This is a genomic window from Bacillus sp. Medicinal_06 (assembly GCF_056711665.1).
Map to the genome: position 1 here is coordinate 1 of NZ_JBWYHD010000018.1, position 15,896 is coordinate 15,896.

Here is a 15,896-nt window from a genome sequence, read left to right on the forward strand (position 1 = left end):
ACGAAGTCTTCAACCAAACTTCGTTTTTTCGACGTATAACGCATTACATGAATTATTAATAGTTTCATAAAACTGGTCCACAATATTCTCCATCTCTTTATGTCTTCGGAAACTTTGCAACAGAACCCTTTTTTATATAAACTCGCTTTATATTTTTGACCTAATGTTAATTCATCGCAATTGTTATGCCACTTTGTATATGTAACTTCCATATCTATTCCCCTTTTCAACAAAATGAAATTTTTGTTCATATTTTCGTCATATTTTTAAAAATTTTTCGTTAACTTACAAAATATGACACTATCTCCTTTTCTTAATTGGTATTATTTAGTATGTCAATTAGGTTGTATTACCTAATTGATAGATAACCAATATAGAATAGGAGATGTATTTATGTTTAAAAAATTAGCTATTGGAGCATTAGTGACTGGGATTTTATTACCTGGAGGCATGGCACACGCCGCGTCACCTCAACAAGTGCATAACCCCTTAGAAATTAAACCACTAGTACAATCGCCATTACTCTCAGAACAATACTCTTATAGTTTCTCAAGTTTATCTGATCCTAGACAATTCGGTTACATCTATGTGAATAATGCAGGACATATCACTTTTAATGTTGATCAAAAAACCGTTTCTGGTAAAAGAATAACGTATGCCTTCTTTAAAATGGAACCAGATGGTTATACAACTACCTTCGCTTCTGGTACATTTGCAGGGACTGGTTCATTTACTTTTACAACTAAGAAGCCGGCTCCAGTAGGGACTTATATGTTGTATGTGAAAAAGGTGGATTCTATACATTCCTCTGATTCATCAGGTACTATCACATTCACCACACCTTGATAGTCATACACTCCTGTAAACAAGAAATCCTTTGACAGATCCGTCAAGGGATTTCTCTTTTCTACCCCTCCAATAATTCTCTTATTCTATAGTTGCGATAAGTAAGACTTTGAAGTTATCTCCATCTCTTCCTCCGCTTAACACTGTACGTGCGGCTTTCATCGCATACAGCGTCCCATCTTATCCTTTTATACTAAAGTAACTAGATTACAAACTTTACGGAGTTTGTTTATTTTCTTCAATTGTTTATCGTTTAATAGACAAATCATGTTTGTGTATCGCATATTTCACTTCGTTTGGTTAAGGTGTTTTCACGCCTATTTCAATCGCTAAACAATGTATTTCTTTCCCTGTTAATCCGTGTGTCTTGATGTTAGCGACTGAAAGAGGAGCGAAATCCCTTTCTCATTTTCAAAGCATGTCACGCAAATCGCTGTGAATTACATGAACCGGCAATCCATTCAACTCACAACCATCATCCATTTGGTAACGATCTATATAAACGTAGGTGTGAGCCGTGTTTTCTGCCACTCTCACAATACAAATATATCACGTTGAATCCAAAACAACGGCACATTTCCTGCCAAAAAGCGGTTACGACTCTGCCAACTTTTTATTTTTTTGCAGTTCAAATTTTTTTATTTTCCCTGTAATTTCTACATTAATACCTAGTAATGTTTGATTCACCATGTTCATCTTCCTTTGTATCAGCCATTCAGGATATGCCAACTGCTCTAGTAACATTCTATAATAATCCGGATTTACTCTTAATACATCTGGATTTCCCTTTTGACGTATTTGGTATTTGATTAACTCACCTAATAACTCTTCACATACCATTTTTCATCCCTCTTTTCCCCCTTATTATGTTATAACTAATATACACAACACATATCTTGTTTTATAACTTCTAGTTACCCATATCTTATATTTTGTGTAACTGCCCCAATCTCCGAATCCCTTGCCACACTTAACTTTATCAACCCTTTTAATTTGAGTTATACAACACATAAAAAATGGGTAATTATAAAAACACAAAAAATAAAAAAATATTACTATAACTTAAATTTGGTCATTGCTTTATCCATTTTTAATATAGTAATAGTGAAAAATATCTATACTAAACTTTGGAAATATTCCGCATAAACATTATCAATTTACTGTATATTCTGTCAATGTTAAACTTTAAGTGTAATATATCTGTTTGAACCATGTCCCCTAATACAAGGTTTGAATAGTCATCTCAATACGCGAGAACAAACAGAGAAAAAGCACCTAAAAGTGCTTTTTCTTTATGAAAAAATCCCCACACAATGTGCAGGGACTAAAGAAGGCTGTTCAGTTGGATGAATAACTTCATCATACTTCATAGATTCCTCACTGGCAAAACAGTAAAATTACATTTTCTCCGTAGTAAAATACAATTTTCATATAAAGCCCCACATAATATACCTAAATATAAATTGATATTTTTAGAGTAAAAGATTCGTCCTTTTTAATTATAGAGGGATACCGCCACATGCCCATCAACTCAAGAAATTTTATTCCTCCCCCCCCCACGTACAACAAAACGTTATTCTGTCTAAACAAGCTAGATTAGAAAAGATGATGTTTTTTGTGAATCTTTCGACTTAAGATGAACTACAACCATTTGCGAAAAAATTACAACGATATGTTACACCTGTATTCTTAAAAGAACTTGCAAGAGAAATCGGATTTATAAAGCGAAAACGTAAGTTTTCTGATTCAGAAGAAACTTTGCAACAGGACCCTACCATCCTTCTCTTATCTTATCTAGGGGATCCCAAATTGACCAGGTTGCCTCTAACAAGTTTTCTTCATTATCTCTGAAATAAAAATATTTAGCTTCCCCTTGCCCTAACACCTTAATATCTTCAACTTGAATTCCCTTTTCTTTTAGCTGATTATGAGTATATTCGATATCTTCACAATTTAATGCAATCACAGGAAATGCTTTCTCATTTCTTATTCTTTCTAAAGGATTGTTGTTCTCTGTTTGGATCAATAAAGTAGCAATTACATTTTTATGAGGATAATGTAAAACTGCAATATATGACCCGCGGTCTTCAAATTTATTAATCAATTTAAGACCTAGATTTTGAGTATACCATTTAATAGACGTATCAATATTTGTAGTTGGAATATAATTATGTCCTACCCTTGTAAATAAAAATTTTTTTAACATTCATCCCTACAACCTTTCGTAATTTTCTGAATAAAAATATTATAGCACATATGTTCTTTTAAAGAAAATTTTAATGGGCAGAGCCTCACCATACATTCCTATTAATTTAAGAAATTTTAATACCCTCAAGTATAAAAAGCGTCATCCTTTCTAAACAAGCTAGATTAGAAAGGATGACGCTTTTTTATGAATCTCTCGATTCAAGATGAACTACAACCATTTGCGGAAGAATTACAACGATATGGGTTCTGTTGCAAAATTCTTTAACAGATAAAAAGTTAAATTCAGTACAATCAAATTTTATGAAATAGTAAGTAATCGCTGTAATTCATTGTATGTTGAAAAACCGAAGTTTGGCCGCAAACTTCGGTTTCGTTTATATAGAGCATGAGTCGTTTCGATTCCTTTAATCGTACGAGAAGCATGACGTAGATTTTGAAATCCTGCAGATTTAGCAAACCGTCGCCTTGTATTTAACCATTTTCTTGCTCTCTGGAATGACACCTATAAAGAGACAGGAAAAGGATTAACCTATCCTTCTTGCTCTGCCGAGCTTACTCAATTAAAGAAGCAACAGGATACACTTTGGTTAAAAGAAGTAGATAGTATTGCTCTTCAATCCACATTAAAAAACCTCGCAGATGCTTTTTCGCGTTTTTTCAAGAAACAAAATGATATTCCACGATTCAAATCTAAAAACAATAAAGTTCAATCCTACACAACAAAGCAAACGAACGGCAATATTGCGATTGTAGGTAACAAAATGAAATTACCGAAACTTGGCCTTGTTCGCTTTGCCAAAAGTCGTGAAGTAGAAGGTCGTATTCTAAATGCAACGATTCGACGTAACCCAAGTGGTAAATACTTTGTATCTATTCTTGTCGAAACAGAGGTACAAGAAATGCTTAAAACAAAATCCACTTGTGGAATGGACATTGGGTTAAAAGATTTTGCTATTCTTTCTGATGGAACAACATACAAGAACCCTAAATTCTTCCATATATTAGAAGAAAAGTTAGCAAAAGCACAGCGTATCCTTTCCAGAAGAACGAAAGGTTCTTCGAACTGGAACAAGCAGCGTATGAAAGTTGCAAGAATCCATGAACATATTGCCAATGCGAGAGCTGATTACTTACATAAACTCTCTACTGAAATCATCAAAAACCACGATGTCATCGGTATAGAAGACTTACAAGTCAGTAACCTGCTCAAAAATGGAAAGCTTGCAAAAGCAATTAGTGAAGTATCTTGGTCACAATTTCGAACGATGTTGGAATATAAAGCAAAATGGTATGGCAAACAAGTTGTTGTGGTATCTAAAACATTTGCTTCCAGTCAGTTATGTTCAAATTGTGGATACAAAAACAAAGATGTTAAAAATCTAATAATTCGTGAGTGGGATTGCCCTTCTTGTGGTACACATCACGATAGAGATAGGAATGCAGCGATCAACCTGAGAAACGAGGCAATTCGTCTCTTAACCGTAGGAACTACGGAGATAGCCTACTAATCCATTAGAGTTCAATAGAACTCTGTACTTAGGAACCTCCCACTTCAAACAGTCCGTAAGGACGTTAAGTGGTGAGTAGTTCAACATGGCAGAACTTTAACGCCTAACTTAACTTTGACATGTTTGTTCAAAAACTTAAAAAAGTACCGATACTTCCCTATTTTTGTGAAGAAACGGGTCCCACTTTTAATTCTTTTATCCCCTCTTTTAATGTAAGTGCATCTGTTCTTAATGTTTTCCAGCTGTCTTTAGCTGCATCCAAGTTAGGTTTTAAGAATTTAAATTTATTTTGATCAGCTTTTTGAGATGCATTATCAATATGTCCCAGTACTCCCGCATATTGAGAGTCTAAGTCATGCCATTGGTCAGACATATAAGTAAGATTCTTAATAGCATTATCAATCACATTATGCATCTGATCAATATTATTAAATGCAACCCCAACTACACGATTTAATGTTATTTTATAATCCACAGTCTGACGTAATTGTGCTAATAAAGGCTCTAAAGTTGATAACTTACTTCTTGCATCACCTATCATGATACCACCGGAAATCATTACAGGAGGAAAGGGAATTTTCACCATTGTCAACCCTTTAGATTCTATGCCTTTTTGATAGTTTATTTCCGCTAAAACTTCATTTAGACGCTTTTGATCGGCTTCAACATCAGCACCTTGGTTTTTTAAAATCGACCGCAAGAGCTCTTTATTGCTTCCAAATACTCTAACATCTTGTCCAATATTATCTTTTAACTTAGTTAATTCTTGTATTAATTTTTGTGCATATTCTTCGTTTTGTTGAATTTCACCTCGTAAATCTGTAATCCCTTTTTTTAAAGTATCTCCATTCCCTGTATTACTCGCCTCTACTAATGTTCCATAATGATTGTCAAATGTTATATCGTATTCAATGATGTCTGTCAGTGTATCTAAAAGCTGTTTTTTTACTTGCGTATCCCATGTAACTGCATGTGCTCTTGCATTCTTTTGATCTTGTACAATTTTACCAGGTAAATCTGCATACCCATTAATAGTAATTCCTTCAAAATTCACATCTGGATTATTAATTAATAAACAAGCATAGTCATTCATGGATTTTGCAAATACCCCAGCATCTTGCAAAGCTTTTTTCATTTTTTCTTCATTTGCTGAAAGAGACGTATCCCCATTGTTAGTTTGTTCAATTCCACTTGCAAAAGCTGCTACTGGTGAAACTACAGAAGTTGTTGTCAAAGTTAAAAACACCGATGCAGCGAGTAGTTTGTACGGGTTTTTTTTCATCATTTTATATTCCTCCTATATAGGTTTTGATTTTTAATTCGTTTCTTCTTGTTTAAAAGCTATGTCTTTCGGAATTAACTCTGTATCTCTATGAATATCATTTCAACTTTGTTTAGCAGCCCTTAAATTATCAGGTATTAAAGAAAGTTTATGCTCTTACATTTGATCGATATTATCATATAAATCTTTATAATTTGCACCCATGTTACTCTATTATTGTTGAATGTTTGTTAGAGTGTTAAACTCAAAAAACATAAAGTGAAAGGCGTAGTCTTTAATGAGACTCCGCCTTTTCGATTTAAAAAGAATTCATTAATTTTTTTATAAATATTTAACGATAAAATCCTGAAGTTACTATTTTTTAAGCAACTTTTCAATAGAACCAATATTCCCCTATTTTTGCTGAGTAACAGGTTCCACTTTTAATTCTTTGATTCCTTCTTTTAATGTGACAGCATCTGTTCTTAATGTTTTCCAACTGTCTTTAGCTGCATTCAAGTTAGGTTTTAAGAATTTAAATTTATTTTGATCAGCTTTTTGAGATGCGGTATCAATATGTCCCAGTACTCCCGAATATTGAGAATCTAAATCGTGCCATTGCGTAGACATATAAGTAAGAACATTAATAGCGTCATCAAGCGCCTTATGCATCTCACTAATATTATTGTAAACAACTCCAACTACACGATTTAATGTTACTTTATAATCTACAGTCTGACGTAATTGTGCTAATAAAGGCTCTAACTGACCTAAATTATCTCTTGCTACACCCACTATGATACCGCCAATTATCGGTAGGCCTAGAATAGCACCCTTCATTACATTGAATCCATCAGATTCTAATTTTTTATAATAGTTTACTGAGTCTAAAACTTCTTTTAGACGCTTTTCATCGGCCTCCACATCAGCACCTTGGTTTTTTAAAATCGATTGCAAGGTCTCTTTATTGCTTCCAAATGCTCTAACATCTTGTCCAATAGCGTCTCTTAATTTAGTTAATTCTTGTATTAATTGTTGTGCATACTTTTGGTTTTGTTGAATTTCACCTCGTAAATCTGTAATTCCTTCTTTTAAAGTATCTCCATCCCCTGTATTAATCGCATCTACTATTGTTTCATAATAATTTTCAAATGTTGTATCGTATTCAATAATGCCTGTCAATGTATCTAAAAGCTGTTTTTTTACTTGCGTATCCCATGTAACAGCATGTGCTCTTGCATTCTTTTGATCTTGTACAATTTTACCAGGTAAATCTGCATACCCATTAATAGTAATTCCTTCAAAGTTCACATCTGGATTTTTAATTAACATGTAAGAATAGGCATTCATAGATTTTGCAAATAACCCAGCCTTTTGCAAGGTTTCTTTCATCTTCGCTTCATTTGCTGAAAGAGAAGTATCTCCATTGTTCGTTTGTTCAATTTCACTTGCAAAAGTTGCTACTGGTGAGACTACAGAAGTTGTTGTCATAGTTAAAAGCGCCGATGCAACGATTAATTTGTAAGGGATTTTTTTCATCATTTCATATTCCTCCTATATAGGTTTTGATTGTAAGTTCTATTCTTGTTTAAAAGCGATGTCTTTCGAAATGAATTCTGCATCTTTATGAATATCATTCCAACTTTGTTTAGCAGCCTTTAAATCATCAGGTATTAAAGAAAGTTTATGTTCTTGCATTTGGTCGATATTATCATATAAATCTTTATAATTGCCCCCCATTTTATTCCATTGTTGTTGAATATTCGTGAGAGACATTATAGCTTGATCCACTGTCTGATACAGATATGTCAAAGTATCTTTCGCGTTAGTAAGCGAAATAACTGCTTGGTTAGCAAGATCAGCTTTCGTACTTAATTCTCCGATTTTTTTAGAAATTTCGTTATAGGAGTTCATATGATTAGACGCCGTGACACCAGCTGCTGTTCCTAAACCGATACCAGCTGCACCGAGAGCCGAAAGGCCACCAATAACAGCCGGTGTTGCTGTACCGCCAGTCACAACAATTACTACCGCTCCTGCAATAGCTCCAATAACTAAAATGACTGCTCCTAATCCACCACCAATTGACCATGCTAATACATTGTCAAAATGTTCTTTCTGAGTAGAATGTAGCTTCTCAATTTCAGCTTGAAGTTGTGGAATTAGTGCTTGTTTGCCCGCTAATATTGCCGTTAATCCACCCTGCCCATCTGGGCCACCAACATTATTTTTAAAATCTGTAGTATTTGTATACAGTTTTGTTTTGAAGGCTTCTAACACCTTAATTACTTCTGTAACTTCTTTTGAATTTGTATCAATTGTACTGATTAAATCATTTATGCCCTCTTTTAGACCTGCTTTATCTTTCTTTTGTACAGTGTCTACTAATGTATCGTAATAATTTTGAAATTGTTCATCGTAATTTACAATATTACGAGCTGTTTTTTGAATCTGGGGTTTCGCTGTATCTAACCAATAATTCGCATTGATACGAGACAGTTCCTGATTAAGGTGAATATTTTTGATTAATGCTCCCCCATCTGAACCTAAATCAATATTAGATAAATTTACATTCGGTTGTTTAATCATTGTTTTTGCATACAGATCCATTACAAGCATATGAGATCCTGTTTCAGCCAACGCTTTTTTCAGTCCTTCAGGTCCTAATGCATAATTCCCTATTTTCTGTTCTTGAGCGGTCTGTTCTTGTGCAAATGCATGAAGAGTGTTGCCGGTAGTAGCAGTTAAAACCGTTGCCAGAGTGGCCAAAGTTAACACTTTAAATGGAAATTTCTTCATATTAATTCTCCTCCCTATTTTTCGATAGATTATTATAATCTTTATTTTTTAAAAGTTAATAATATTAAAATTTATTAACTTGCTCTTCAAGTTGACTTATTACATTTTTTAATCGTCTTAATGTATCTTTTTGAGACTGCTGGTTAGTAGTATCAACATTAGTAGATAAATTTGTAATACTATTTTTGATTAGATCTAAATCTTCTTTATAACGTTTCATTAGGTCAAGTTCTACGTCCACTTGATTTGCAAACGTATGCAAATCATTTTGCATAATAAGAAGCATTGATTTTTGTAAATCTGCTATTGTTAGATTCTTTGTTAAATCATAAAATTTTTGGTTTTGTGTTTCTAAATCAGCTAAATGTGCTCGTTGCTCTGCTGTTAGTTTATTTACTTCAGCGAATGCACTATATGCTTTTTTAATTTTTTCAGGGTCAATAACTTTCGTAAGGTCATACTCTTTCGTTTGTGCAGCAGCAGCAGCAGCTATTTCACCTTGTTTGCTTTTTTCAATTGCTTCACGAGCTGCTTTTTTAGCAGATTCAATCTCTAGAGCAGATTTACCCTGTTCTTTTGCTTCTTGCTCTGCTTTTTTCTCTGCTTCTAAAATAGAGTTATTAATTTCTTTTCCTTTGTTAACTGCTGCCAATGCTGTTTGTGCAGCAGGTTCAATGATATCTTTTGAAAGACTATAGATTTCTTGAAATATCTTAAGTCCTTGTTCATTTAAAGCTCCTGGTAACAATGCTATTTGTTGTAAATCATTTTGAATTGATTTTTGGGTATTTAGTAATTCATTTTTTAGCTGATCTATTTTCCCTGTTCCATCTGAACTTAGGGCACTTTGCGCTTTTGTCACATCAGTATCGAGATCTTTAAGTTTTTTATCAAGCTGGAATTTAAGATCTGTTAATTCATTAATCTGTCTTTGCACGTTTTCTTGGTTCGTCATAGCCATATCTTGAAGAACTTCAAGTCTATCTAAAAATCCTTCTTTATCTTCTTTATTGTCTACAAATCCTTTTATTGCTGGGTAATAGTTATTAAATTTAGTCACAAATCCTTTACTTTTTGAATTTAATAGAATTAAATTTGGATAAAGTTCCGAAGACCATTCTTTCATATCTTGCTTGATTAGGGATTGGTTTGTATTTAAAGCTGGAACTTCTTCTAGTTGTACATTAGGGCTCATTAAAGCTTGATCTATATATGTTTGGATTAATTTCGATTGTGCACCTAATTTTCGTAATGATGAGGAAATATCCGTGTTCTCTTGTTGAGTTTCTGCTTGAACGATTGGTGTTGCGAGAGTATTGATAGGAATAGTGGCCCCAGTTACAATTGATGTTATTAAAAATCCTTTAATTATTTTATTTTTCATTCCGTACACTCCTTCACTATTTTCTGTTTACAATCTAATTCATACATCTTGAACACCCTAACGCTAGGCTCTTTTCTTGCACACTCTTGAGGAAGGAGAATTCTTTCGTATAGAGTGTTAAACTCTCGTTATTATTTACTTCTCATAGAATGTAAGGACCTTACTTTCCCCCATTTAAATACTATGTTTTTCACAAGTAAACAATAAAGTTTCATCACCTACATTTGAATTATTTTCCAAATGAATAGTATAATAATTTTCTTTGGAGTTGCTGCTTGACTTGCAGGAGCCCAGATAGATAAACCCATTGCTCCTACAACTAACCCTGCTATGACTTTTCTGCAAGTAATTTCATAATGTTTCTCCTAGTTTTGTCGGTAAGAGCCCTACAGATTACAAAAGATGAAATTATACTGTACATTGCTTATACCTTCACCCCGGAATAAAATAAGATCATTTTTGCTTTGTAGAGACTTAAAATCCCATTTTTTACAAATGCGATACTTTCTTGATACTAAATTATTACTAAAATCAATTAACATAATATTATGAAATATTGATTTTATATAATGTTACTTGCAACTTTATTGCACTTTTATTAATGCAGTCTTCTCCTCTCCTTAGTGGTCATACCAATTACACCTTTATTAAAACATTAAACTTTTAATGCGTAAATAGCAGAATTTTGTCGATTATATTCAATAATTTTGCATTGCGTATTATTGCGAAAAGAAATTATTATACTTATATAAAGATCATTTAATATTATTTAAGTAATTACAATAGTTACAACTTGATATATCTAATTAAAAAATAACTATTTTAATCTATAAAAAATATTTAATACAATTAAATTATTGTTTAATATAATTTAATTACACTCTGCATATTTATCCCCTTTATGTAGATATGCAAAATTGCATACCACTTTCTGTTGAAAATAATTCCCAGTGTAACTATAATAGTTACAGTAATTGGATTTTACATTTACTTATTAAAGCCATTTTTGAAAGAATATTAAAGGAGGAGTTAGAATTATGAAAAAAGCCATTTTAGCAGGAACATTAGGAGTCGCAGTACTTTCGGGTATGAATTTACCAGGATTAGAAGTTCCAAAAGCTAGTGCAGCAACTATGGATTTAGAAATTCAAGAGGTTACGAAATATTATTCTTTGAGTTCATACGAAATGTCTCAAAAAGAATCTTTTAATCTAAAAAAAGGAGAAGAACTTACGGTCTTTGTAAATAATTCAGGATTCCCGATTTCTTACACAGTCTTTGACGCAGACAATCAAGTAATTGGTACATACAATGCTAATTCACCTTATGGACGCGTATTCAAAGCGCAAACAGACGATAATATTTCTGTACAATTTCAAGCAGGAGTGAATTCTTCATTTATGAAGAAAATGAATTTTACAGCTAAATTCGCTCTTTCTAAATTTAATTAATGGTAAAAGTTATTTGAACTTACACTTCAAAATATAATTATTTATTCCGAATGTTCATTTTAAGAGAAAAATAATTCTAAACAAAATGCTGGTTTGAGTTCACTCTCTCAATAACCGATATAGATAAATATGGTAAAATACACTTGGATGGGAGTCCAAACATATTTTATTAAAATTAAAGTGGTTATTAAGTCGACGGAAGACACCTTAGGGTGTCTTTTCTTTTCAAACACTATTTTCACTATAAACATAGTAATAACTATTTTAATTGAATATTGGTAATAGTGAATCTATATATTATCAATTTACTATATTTAACATTTATGTAAAAATGAATACAAGCTAAACTTTTTCAAAATCTTTCCCCTAATAAAGATTTGAAAGAGTCATCTCAATAGTCTCCATGTTGTAAATATGCCTAGAAAAAAGAACCCCTAAGGGTTCTTTTTTCACTAAATTTAACTAAAATCTGAAATTCATCTCGCACTTTTATCGGGCTATGCCCCTCACATTTAGAAGTGAAAGAATTCTTTCAAATTTTAGTTACATTTCACTCTCATCATATAAACTATACCTGCTGTCTTTGCAGCTCTTCCCAACTTCGGCCATACAACTTGGTGTGTTGTTTAGTCAGAGAAGCGTTATTATATTTTTGTTCTACTGGAGGTTTCATTTTACAAATAAATGCATGTTGCAAATCGCCACCGGCCCTTACAGATATAATCGCATGGAATCTAGGTAAACTTGCTGCATCTTCAATTGAAATGGTCGGCTCTAGTCGATGTCTGGACAACTCAAATGTTTTCATGTGATCGTTAGCAAATAGAATTTGTTGTACCCCGCCCCTTGCAAATTTTCCTGCAGAGAAGTAGGCAGCTTATTCCAATGATGGAATGCATATAGTGCACCAAAGCGTTCCTTACGTCCTTCTGTTGCGTACTGCTCCGGTTCATTAAATACCATAATACAACCATTCTTTTGTTCTTCTTTACTCATAAGCATACGTGTCATGAATGTTTTCAATGTGATCCAATGGACTAGTGTTTTAGAAGCCAATTCTCCTAATTTACGATTGGGAATACGGATGATTACCACTTTCCCTCCCATCATCCATTTTGCAAAATTCACCCCTCTCTTTGGTTCCTGTGAGAAGATATCAAATAAAGTATCATTACCGAAAAAGTCGTCCAATCGATTTAATACCGGGTCTGCTTTGCTTCCTAATTCACTATTATCTCCCCAAGATATCAACTCGTTAGCTAGTCTTTGATTCCCCTTATGAATCAGTTGTTTAATTACCTCAACGCGGTATTCCTCGTTTTCTATCATTCGTTTAATCCGAAATAACGAACCTTCTGCTGCTTTTAAATAACGTTTCGACCGCGCCATCCCCTCCATATCACCAAAGAAATCAATAACTTCATCCGCAAATCTGCTCGCTCCTTTTCGTCCTAACTTGGTAATCACTTTAGTAAGGTCCATAGGTACGATATAGTTTTCATCGCTTAAATCTATATCAATCACTTTTACCCATTAGTTTACATGGTTCTGTTGCAAAGTTTTTAAAACTAAGCTAAACTTTTGCAAAACAGAGTGAGGAGAATCATAAATGGGATATTTTAAAGGAAAACAATTCAGGAAAGATATTATTTTAGTAGCCGTCGGCTACTACTGTCGTTTTTCTTTAAGTTATCGAGATATATCTGAAATTTTGAAAGAACGTGGTGTATCGGTCCATCCCACAACCATCATGCGATGGGTTCATGAATATGGAAATCTCATTTATCAGATTTGGAAGAAGAAAAACAAAAACACATTGTTATCTTGGCGTTTGGATGAAACCTATATCAAGGTGAAAGGGCAATGGTGTTATTTATATCGAGCAATTGATAAAGAGGGACAAACACTTGATATTCAACTTCGTCAAAAACGGGACACACAAGCAGCATATGCTTTTATGAAAAGACTTGTTCGAACTTTTGGAGAACCAACGATTCTGACGACAGATAAGGCCCCTTCTTTAGCTTCCGCATTCAAAAAATTAAAGGAGATAGGTCTTTACAAAAATACCTTTCATCGTACAATCAAGCACCTCAATAATATCATTGAGCAAGATCATCGACATGTGAAACGTCGATTCTCCCGTTCTTTAGGGTTTCAAAGTCTTCGCCATGCCTCACGTACTATTAAAGGTATAGAAACTGTTCATGCCATATACAAACAAAAACGAAGTCTTCAACCAAACTTCGTTTTTTCGACGTATAACGCATTACATGAATTATTAATAGTTTCATAAAACTGGTCCACAATATTCTCCATCTCTTTATGTCTTCGGAAACTTTGCAACAGAACCATCAACACTAACAAATACGGTCTTTGTTTGATTATTTTCAAACACATATACTGTTGTATAAATATGTTCTTCAATTTTACTAATCCCTGTTAGTCTATGATATCCAATAAAATCAATACCTAAAGGAGGTGTAATATCCACCTTACATATTCCTACTTTACTCATTTGAACCTCTCCAGTTATCTATGTAATTTGTTATGTAATTACTTTACGTCTTATTCAGCTAAGCTCTACTATTCTTGAATAAAAAATCTCACAATTTCTATACTTATTTTAACACTAATAATCTAAATATTATGATTTAAAATCCTTTATCACCCCAAATAGCGGTCACAATACATAGCCATCTAGCTAAGGTTTTTATATACCCCAAAAATGAAAAAAATTTTTTCTACAGTTACTTACTTTGAGAAGTCAGCGCATTTTTTTGTTTTTGGAACGTTATAAAATTCTTAAGTTGATGGATATGTGGCGGTACCTCTTATAGAGAATAACAACAAGGACTTCCGTTCGAGAATTGAAACATTACGAAATCAACAGTCACAAGTACCTACCCCTAAACAAGTAAAGCGAAAGATGAACGAAAACAACAAAGACGCTCTCATTGCATCCCTAAAAAGAAAAAATCAAAAGTTGGAAGAGGAAAACAGGCAATTAAGGGAGCAACTGAAAGTAGCATATGCAAATGTCTATAAAAAGTTATAAGGGAGAACAATGATGTACCCCCTTCTTCAACTCACGGGGCAGGTTAGTTGAAGAAGGGATAATATCATTTTTATTACTATTTTATTCCATTTAATATATAACTAATTTGTATTTTATATATAAATGGGAGGGAATTTATGACTACAAATAAGGACTACATTCGTTATATTCGGGGAAAAGTAGGGCACGATTTAATATTTCTTAATTTTGCTGGAGGTATGGTTTATAACGAACGAAATGAAATTCTTTTACAAAAACGGAGAGATAGAAATGAGTGGGATTTTCCAGGTGGTGCTATGGAACTTGGAGAATCTCTTGAAGAAACCGCTAAACGAGAAATACTTGAGGAGACAGTATTAAATGTTGAGGTTGAACATCTTATAGGTGTCTACTCTAAATATTCTGGTGAGTTTCTGAACGGAGATAAAGCTCAGACTATCACTCATTTTTTTCAATGCAAGCCAATTGATGGGGAACTTACCGCAGATGGTATTGAGACTTTAGATTTAAAATACTTCCCAATAGACCAAACACCGAAATTATTCATAAAACAACACGACGATGCCTTAGAAGATTGGCTTTCCAAAAGAAAAGGTGTATTTAAATAAAAACACCTTCAAATTAATTATCCATAATCTTTAACTAACGGGCGCGTTAGTTAAATAAATTAGGTCTTGATAAGATTTTAAGGGTTCTTCTTTTCTAGTGTTTTCTGCTCTTGATTATTGGATGTTTGTTCATCCCATTCTTTTTCTATTTTTCGAAACCATTTACCGTTTTTACTTAAATAATATCTCTTTACTTCCCCATACGGAATCCAAATTTCACATTCTTCTATTCGATCCATTACTTCACTAAGAATCATTACTGTCAAAATGAGAATATAGAACTCTCGTAGCACATCGACCTCAGAAGAGGGGAAGAATCCCTTTGTGAAAGTATGTATTTTGTCTATTAATAAATACGGTACATGAAATTATTTATATGCATCTTAAAAAAGCTCCTCTAAAAGGAGCCGATTATTTTACAAGTTGATTCTCTAATTCCTCTCTTATAATCTTTGTACCTGCTAAGCTTAGCGTAATCTTTCCATCTGCTAAAGTAATATTTTTATCAGATACTTCTCCTGTTATTGCAAAAACACCATGCGCTTCGTATTTTTTTAAGATGATCTTTTCACCTTTTACATAGATCTCTAATGGCGTCTTTTCTTCAATTTCCAGCGTGCGTCTTAACTCCATTGGTATAACGATACGTCCTAATGAATCTAATTTCCGAGTTACTCCTGTTGATTTCATGAAACCTCTCCCTTATGTAAAGCGATAATAAAGTTATTGAATTTTGTTATGAAATACATATGAGCCTTGCACATTTTATTGTA

Annotated in this window: 13 protein-coding genes and 7 pseudogenes; 6 read left to right on the plus strand and 14 right to left on the minus strand. The window is 33.2% G+C overall.

What is annotated here, in order from left to right:
* Nucleotides 1-212, minus strand: a pseudogene (locus tag AC1M36_RS25175) (hypothetical protein); the annotation flags it as partial.
* Nucleotides 213-393: 181 nt separating this feature from the next.
* Between AC1M36_RS25175 and AC1M36_RS25180 the strand changes: the two are divergent.
* The gene (locus AC1M36_RS25180) at nt 394-846 is read left to right on the plus strand and encodes a hypothetical protein (protein ID WP_336454446.1); all 453 of its coding nucleotides are present in this window, start codon (nt 394-396) and stop codon (nt 844-846) included.
* A gap of 594 nt (nt 847-1,440) precedes the next feature.
* Here AC1M36_RS25180 and AC1M36_RS25185 read toward each other — a convergent pair.
* The 3 genes and pseudogenes from AC1M36_RS25185 to AC1M36_RS25195 all read right to left on the minus strand — a co-directional run.
* Nucleotides 1,441-1,686, minus strand: a complete 246-nt coding sequence (locus AC1M36_RS25185; protein WP_336454447.1) for a hypothetical protein — start codon at nt 1,684-1,686, stop codon at nt 1,441-1,443.
* A gap of 931 nt (nt 1,687-2,617) precedes the next feature.
* Nucleotides 2,618-3,052 (minus strand): VOC family protein, encoded by a 435-nt coding sequence (locus tag AC1M36_RS25190; RefSeq protein WP_479846314.1) that lies wholly within the window; start codon nt 3,050-3,052, stop codon nt 2,618-2,620.
* Nucleotides 3,053-3,352: 300 nt separating this feature from the next.
* Nucleotides 3,353-3,526, minus strand: a pseudogene (locus tag AC1M36_RS25195) (IS6 family transposase); the annotation flags it as partial.
* Between AC1M36_RS25195 and tnpB the strand changes: the two are divergent.
* Nucleotides 3,516-4,562: pseudogene (tnpB, locus tag AC1M36_RS25200) on the plus strand (IS200/IS605 family element RNA-guided endonuclease TnpB); the annotation flags it as partial. The pseudogenes AC1M36_RS25195 and tnpB sit on opposite strands and share 11 nt — an antisense overlap.
* Before the next feature lie 157 nt (nt 4,563-4,719).
* Here the strand turns inward: tnpB and AC1M36_RS25205 are convergent.
* The 5 genes and pseudogenes from AC1M36_RS25205 to hblC form a co-directional block, all read right to left on the minus strand.
* Nucleotides 4,720-5,847, minus strand: coding sequence for a ClyA family alpha-helical pore-forming toxin (locus AC1M36_RS25205; RefSeq protein ID WP_336454262.1), 1,128 nt, complete (start codon nt 5,845-5,847; stop codon nt 4,720-4,722).
* A gap of 30 nt (nt 5,848-5,877) precedes the next feature.
* Nucleotides 5,878-6,054, minus strand: a pseudogene (locus AC1M36_RS25210) (hemolysin BL lytic component L1); the annotation flags it as partial.
* A gap of 183 nt (nt 6,055-6,237) precedes the next feature.
* Entirely contained in the window at nt 6,238-7,365 is a 1,128-nt protein-coding gene (gene hblA / locus AC1M36_RS25215; RefSeq protein WP_479846315.1) for a hemolysin BL binding component B, read from the minus strand.
* A gap of 36 nt (nt 7,366-7,401) precedes the next feature.
* Nucleotides 7,402-8,622, minus strand: coding sequence for a hemolysin BL lytic component L1 (hblD, locus tag AC1M36_RS25220; protein ID WP_479846316.1), 1,221 nt, complete (start codon nt 8,620-8,622; stop codon nt 7,402-7,404).
* Between the two features lie 64 nt (nt 8,623-8,686).
* Nucleotides 8,687-10,006 carry a hemolysin BL lytic component L2 gene (gene hblC / locus AC1M36_RS25225; RefSeq protein ID WP_479846317.1) on the minus strand — a complete coding sequence of 440 codons (1,320 nt, stop codon included), beginning with the start codon at nt 10,004-10,006 and terminating at the stop codon, nt 8,687-8,689.
* Between the two features lie 1,037 nt (nt 10,007-11,043).
* On the opposite strand from hblC, the gene AC1M36_RS25230 reads away from it, so the two are divergent.
* Nucleotides 11,044-11,457, plus strand: coding sequence for a hypothetical protein (locus tag AC1M36_RS25230; protein WP_336454266.1), 414 nt, complete (start codon nt 11,044-11,046; stop codon nt 11,455-11,457).
* A 568-nt stretch (nt 11,458-12,025) separates the two neighbouring features.
* Here the strand turns inward: AC1M36_RS25230 and AC1M36_RS25235 are convergent.
* On the minus strand, nt 12,026-12,250 hold the full coding sequence (locus AC1M36_RS25235) for a hypothetical protein (protein WP_336454267.1): 225 nt from the start codon (nt 12,248-12,250) through the stop codon (nt 12,026-12,028).
* 11 nt (nt 12,251-12,261) lie between these two features.
* Complete coding sequence (locus tag AC1M36_RS25240) at nt 12,262-12,981, minus strand: hypothetical protein (protein WP_336454268.1); 720 nt, start codon at nt 12,979-12,981, stop codon at nt 12,262-12,264.
* A gap of 85 nt (nt 12,982-13,066) precedes the next feature.
* Between AC1M36_RS25240 and AC1M36_RS25245 the strand changes: the two genes are divergently transcribed.
* The gene (locus tag AC1M36_RS25245; RefSeq protein WP_431613445.1) at nt 13,067-13,753 is read left to right on the plus strand and encodes an IS6 family transposase; all 687 of its coding nucleotides are present in this window, start codon (nt 13,067-13,069) and stop codon (nt 13,751-13,753) included.
* Nucleotides 13,754-13,810: 57 nt separating this feature from the next.
* On the opposite strand, the pseudogene AC1M36_RS25250 reads toward AC1M36_RS25245, so the two are convergent.
* Nucleotides 13,811-13,975: pseudogene (locus AC1M36_RS25250) on the minus strand (neutral/alkaline non-lysosomal ceramidase N-terminal domain-containing protein); the annotation flags it as partial.
* Between the two features lie 327 nt (nt 13,976-14,302).
* Between AC1M36_RS25250 and AC1M36_RS25255 the strand changes: the two are divergent.
* Together AC1M36_RS25255 and AC1M36_RS25260 are read left to right on the plus strand one after the other, a co-directional pair.
* Nucleotides 14,303-14,515, plus strand: a pseudogene (locus AC1M36_RS25255) (DUF6262 family protein); the annotation flags it as partial.
* A gap of 137 nt (nt 14,516-14,652) precedes the next feature.
* Complete coding sequence (locus AC1M36_RS25260; RefSeq protein WP_479846318.1) at nt 14,653-15,123, plus strand: NUDIX hydrolase; 471 nt, start codon at nt 14,653-14,655, stop codon at nt 15,121-15,123.
* Between the two features lie 77 nt (nt 15,124-15,200).
* On the opposite strand, the pseudogene AC1M36_RS25265 reads toward AC1M36_RS25260, so the two are convergent.
* Together AC1M36_RS25265 and AC1M36_RS25270 are read right to left on the minus strand one after the other, a co-directional pair.
* Nucleotides 15,201-15,377: pseudogene (locus AC1M36_RS25265) on the minus strand (transposase); the annotation flags it as partial.
* A gap of 157 nt (nt 15,378-15,534) precedes the next feature.
* A complete protein-coding gene (locus AC1M36_RS25270) occupies nt 15,535-15,813 on the minus strand; it encodes an AbrB/MazE/SpoVT family DNA-binding domain-containing protein (RefSeq protein WP_336454665.1) in 279 nt (92 codons plus the stop codon).
* Nucleotides 15,814-15,896 lie beyond the last annotated feature (83 nt).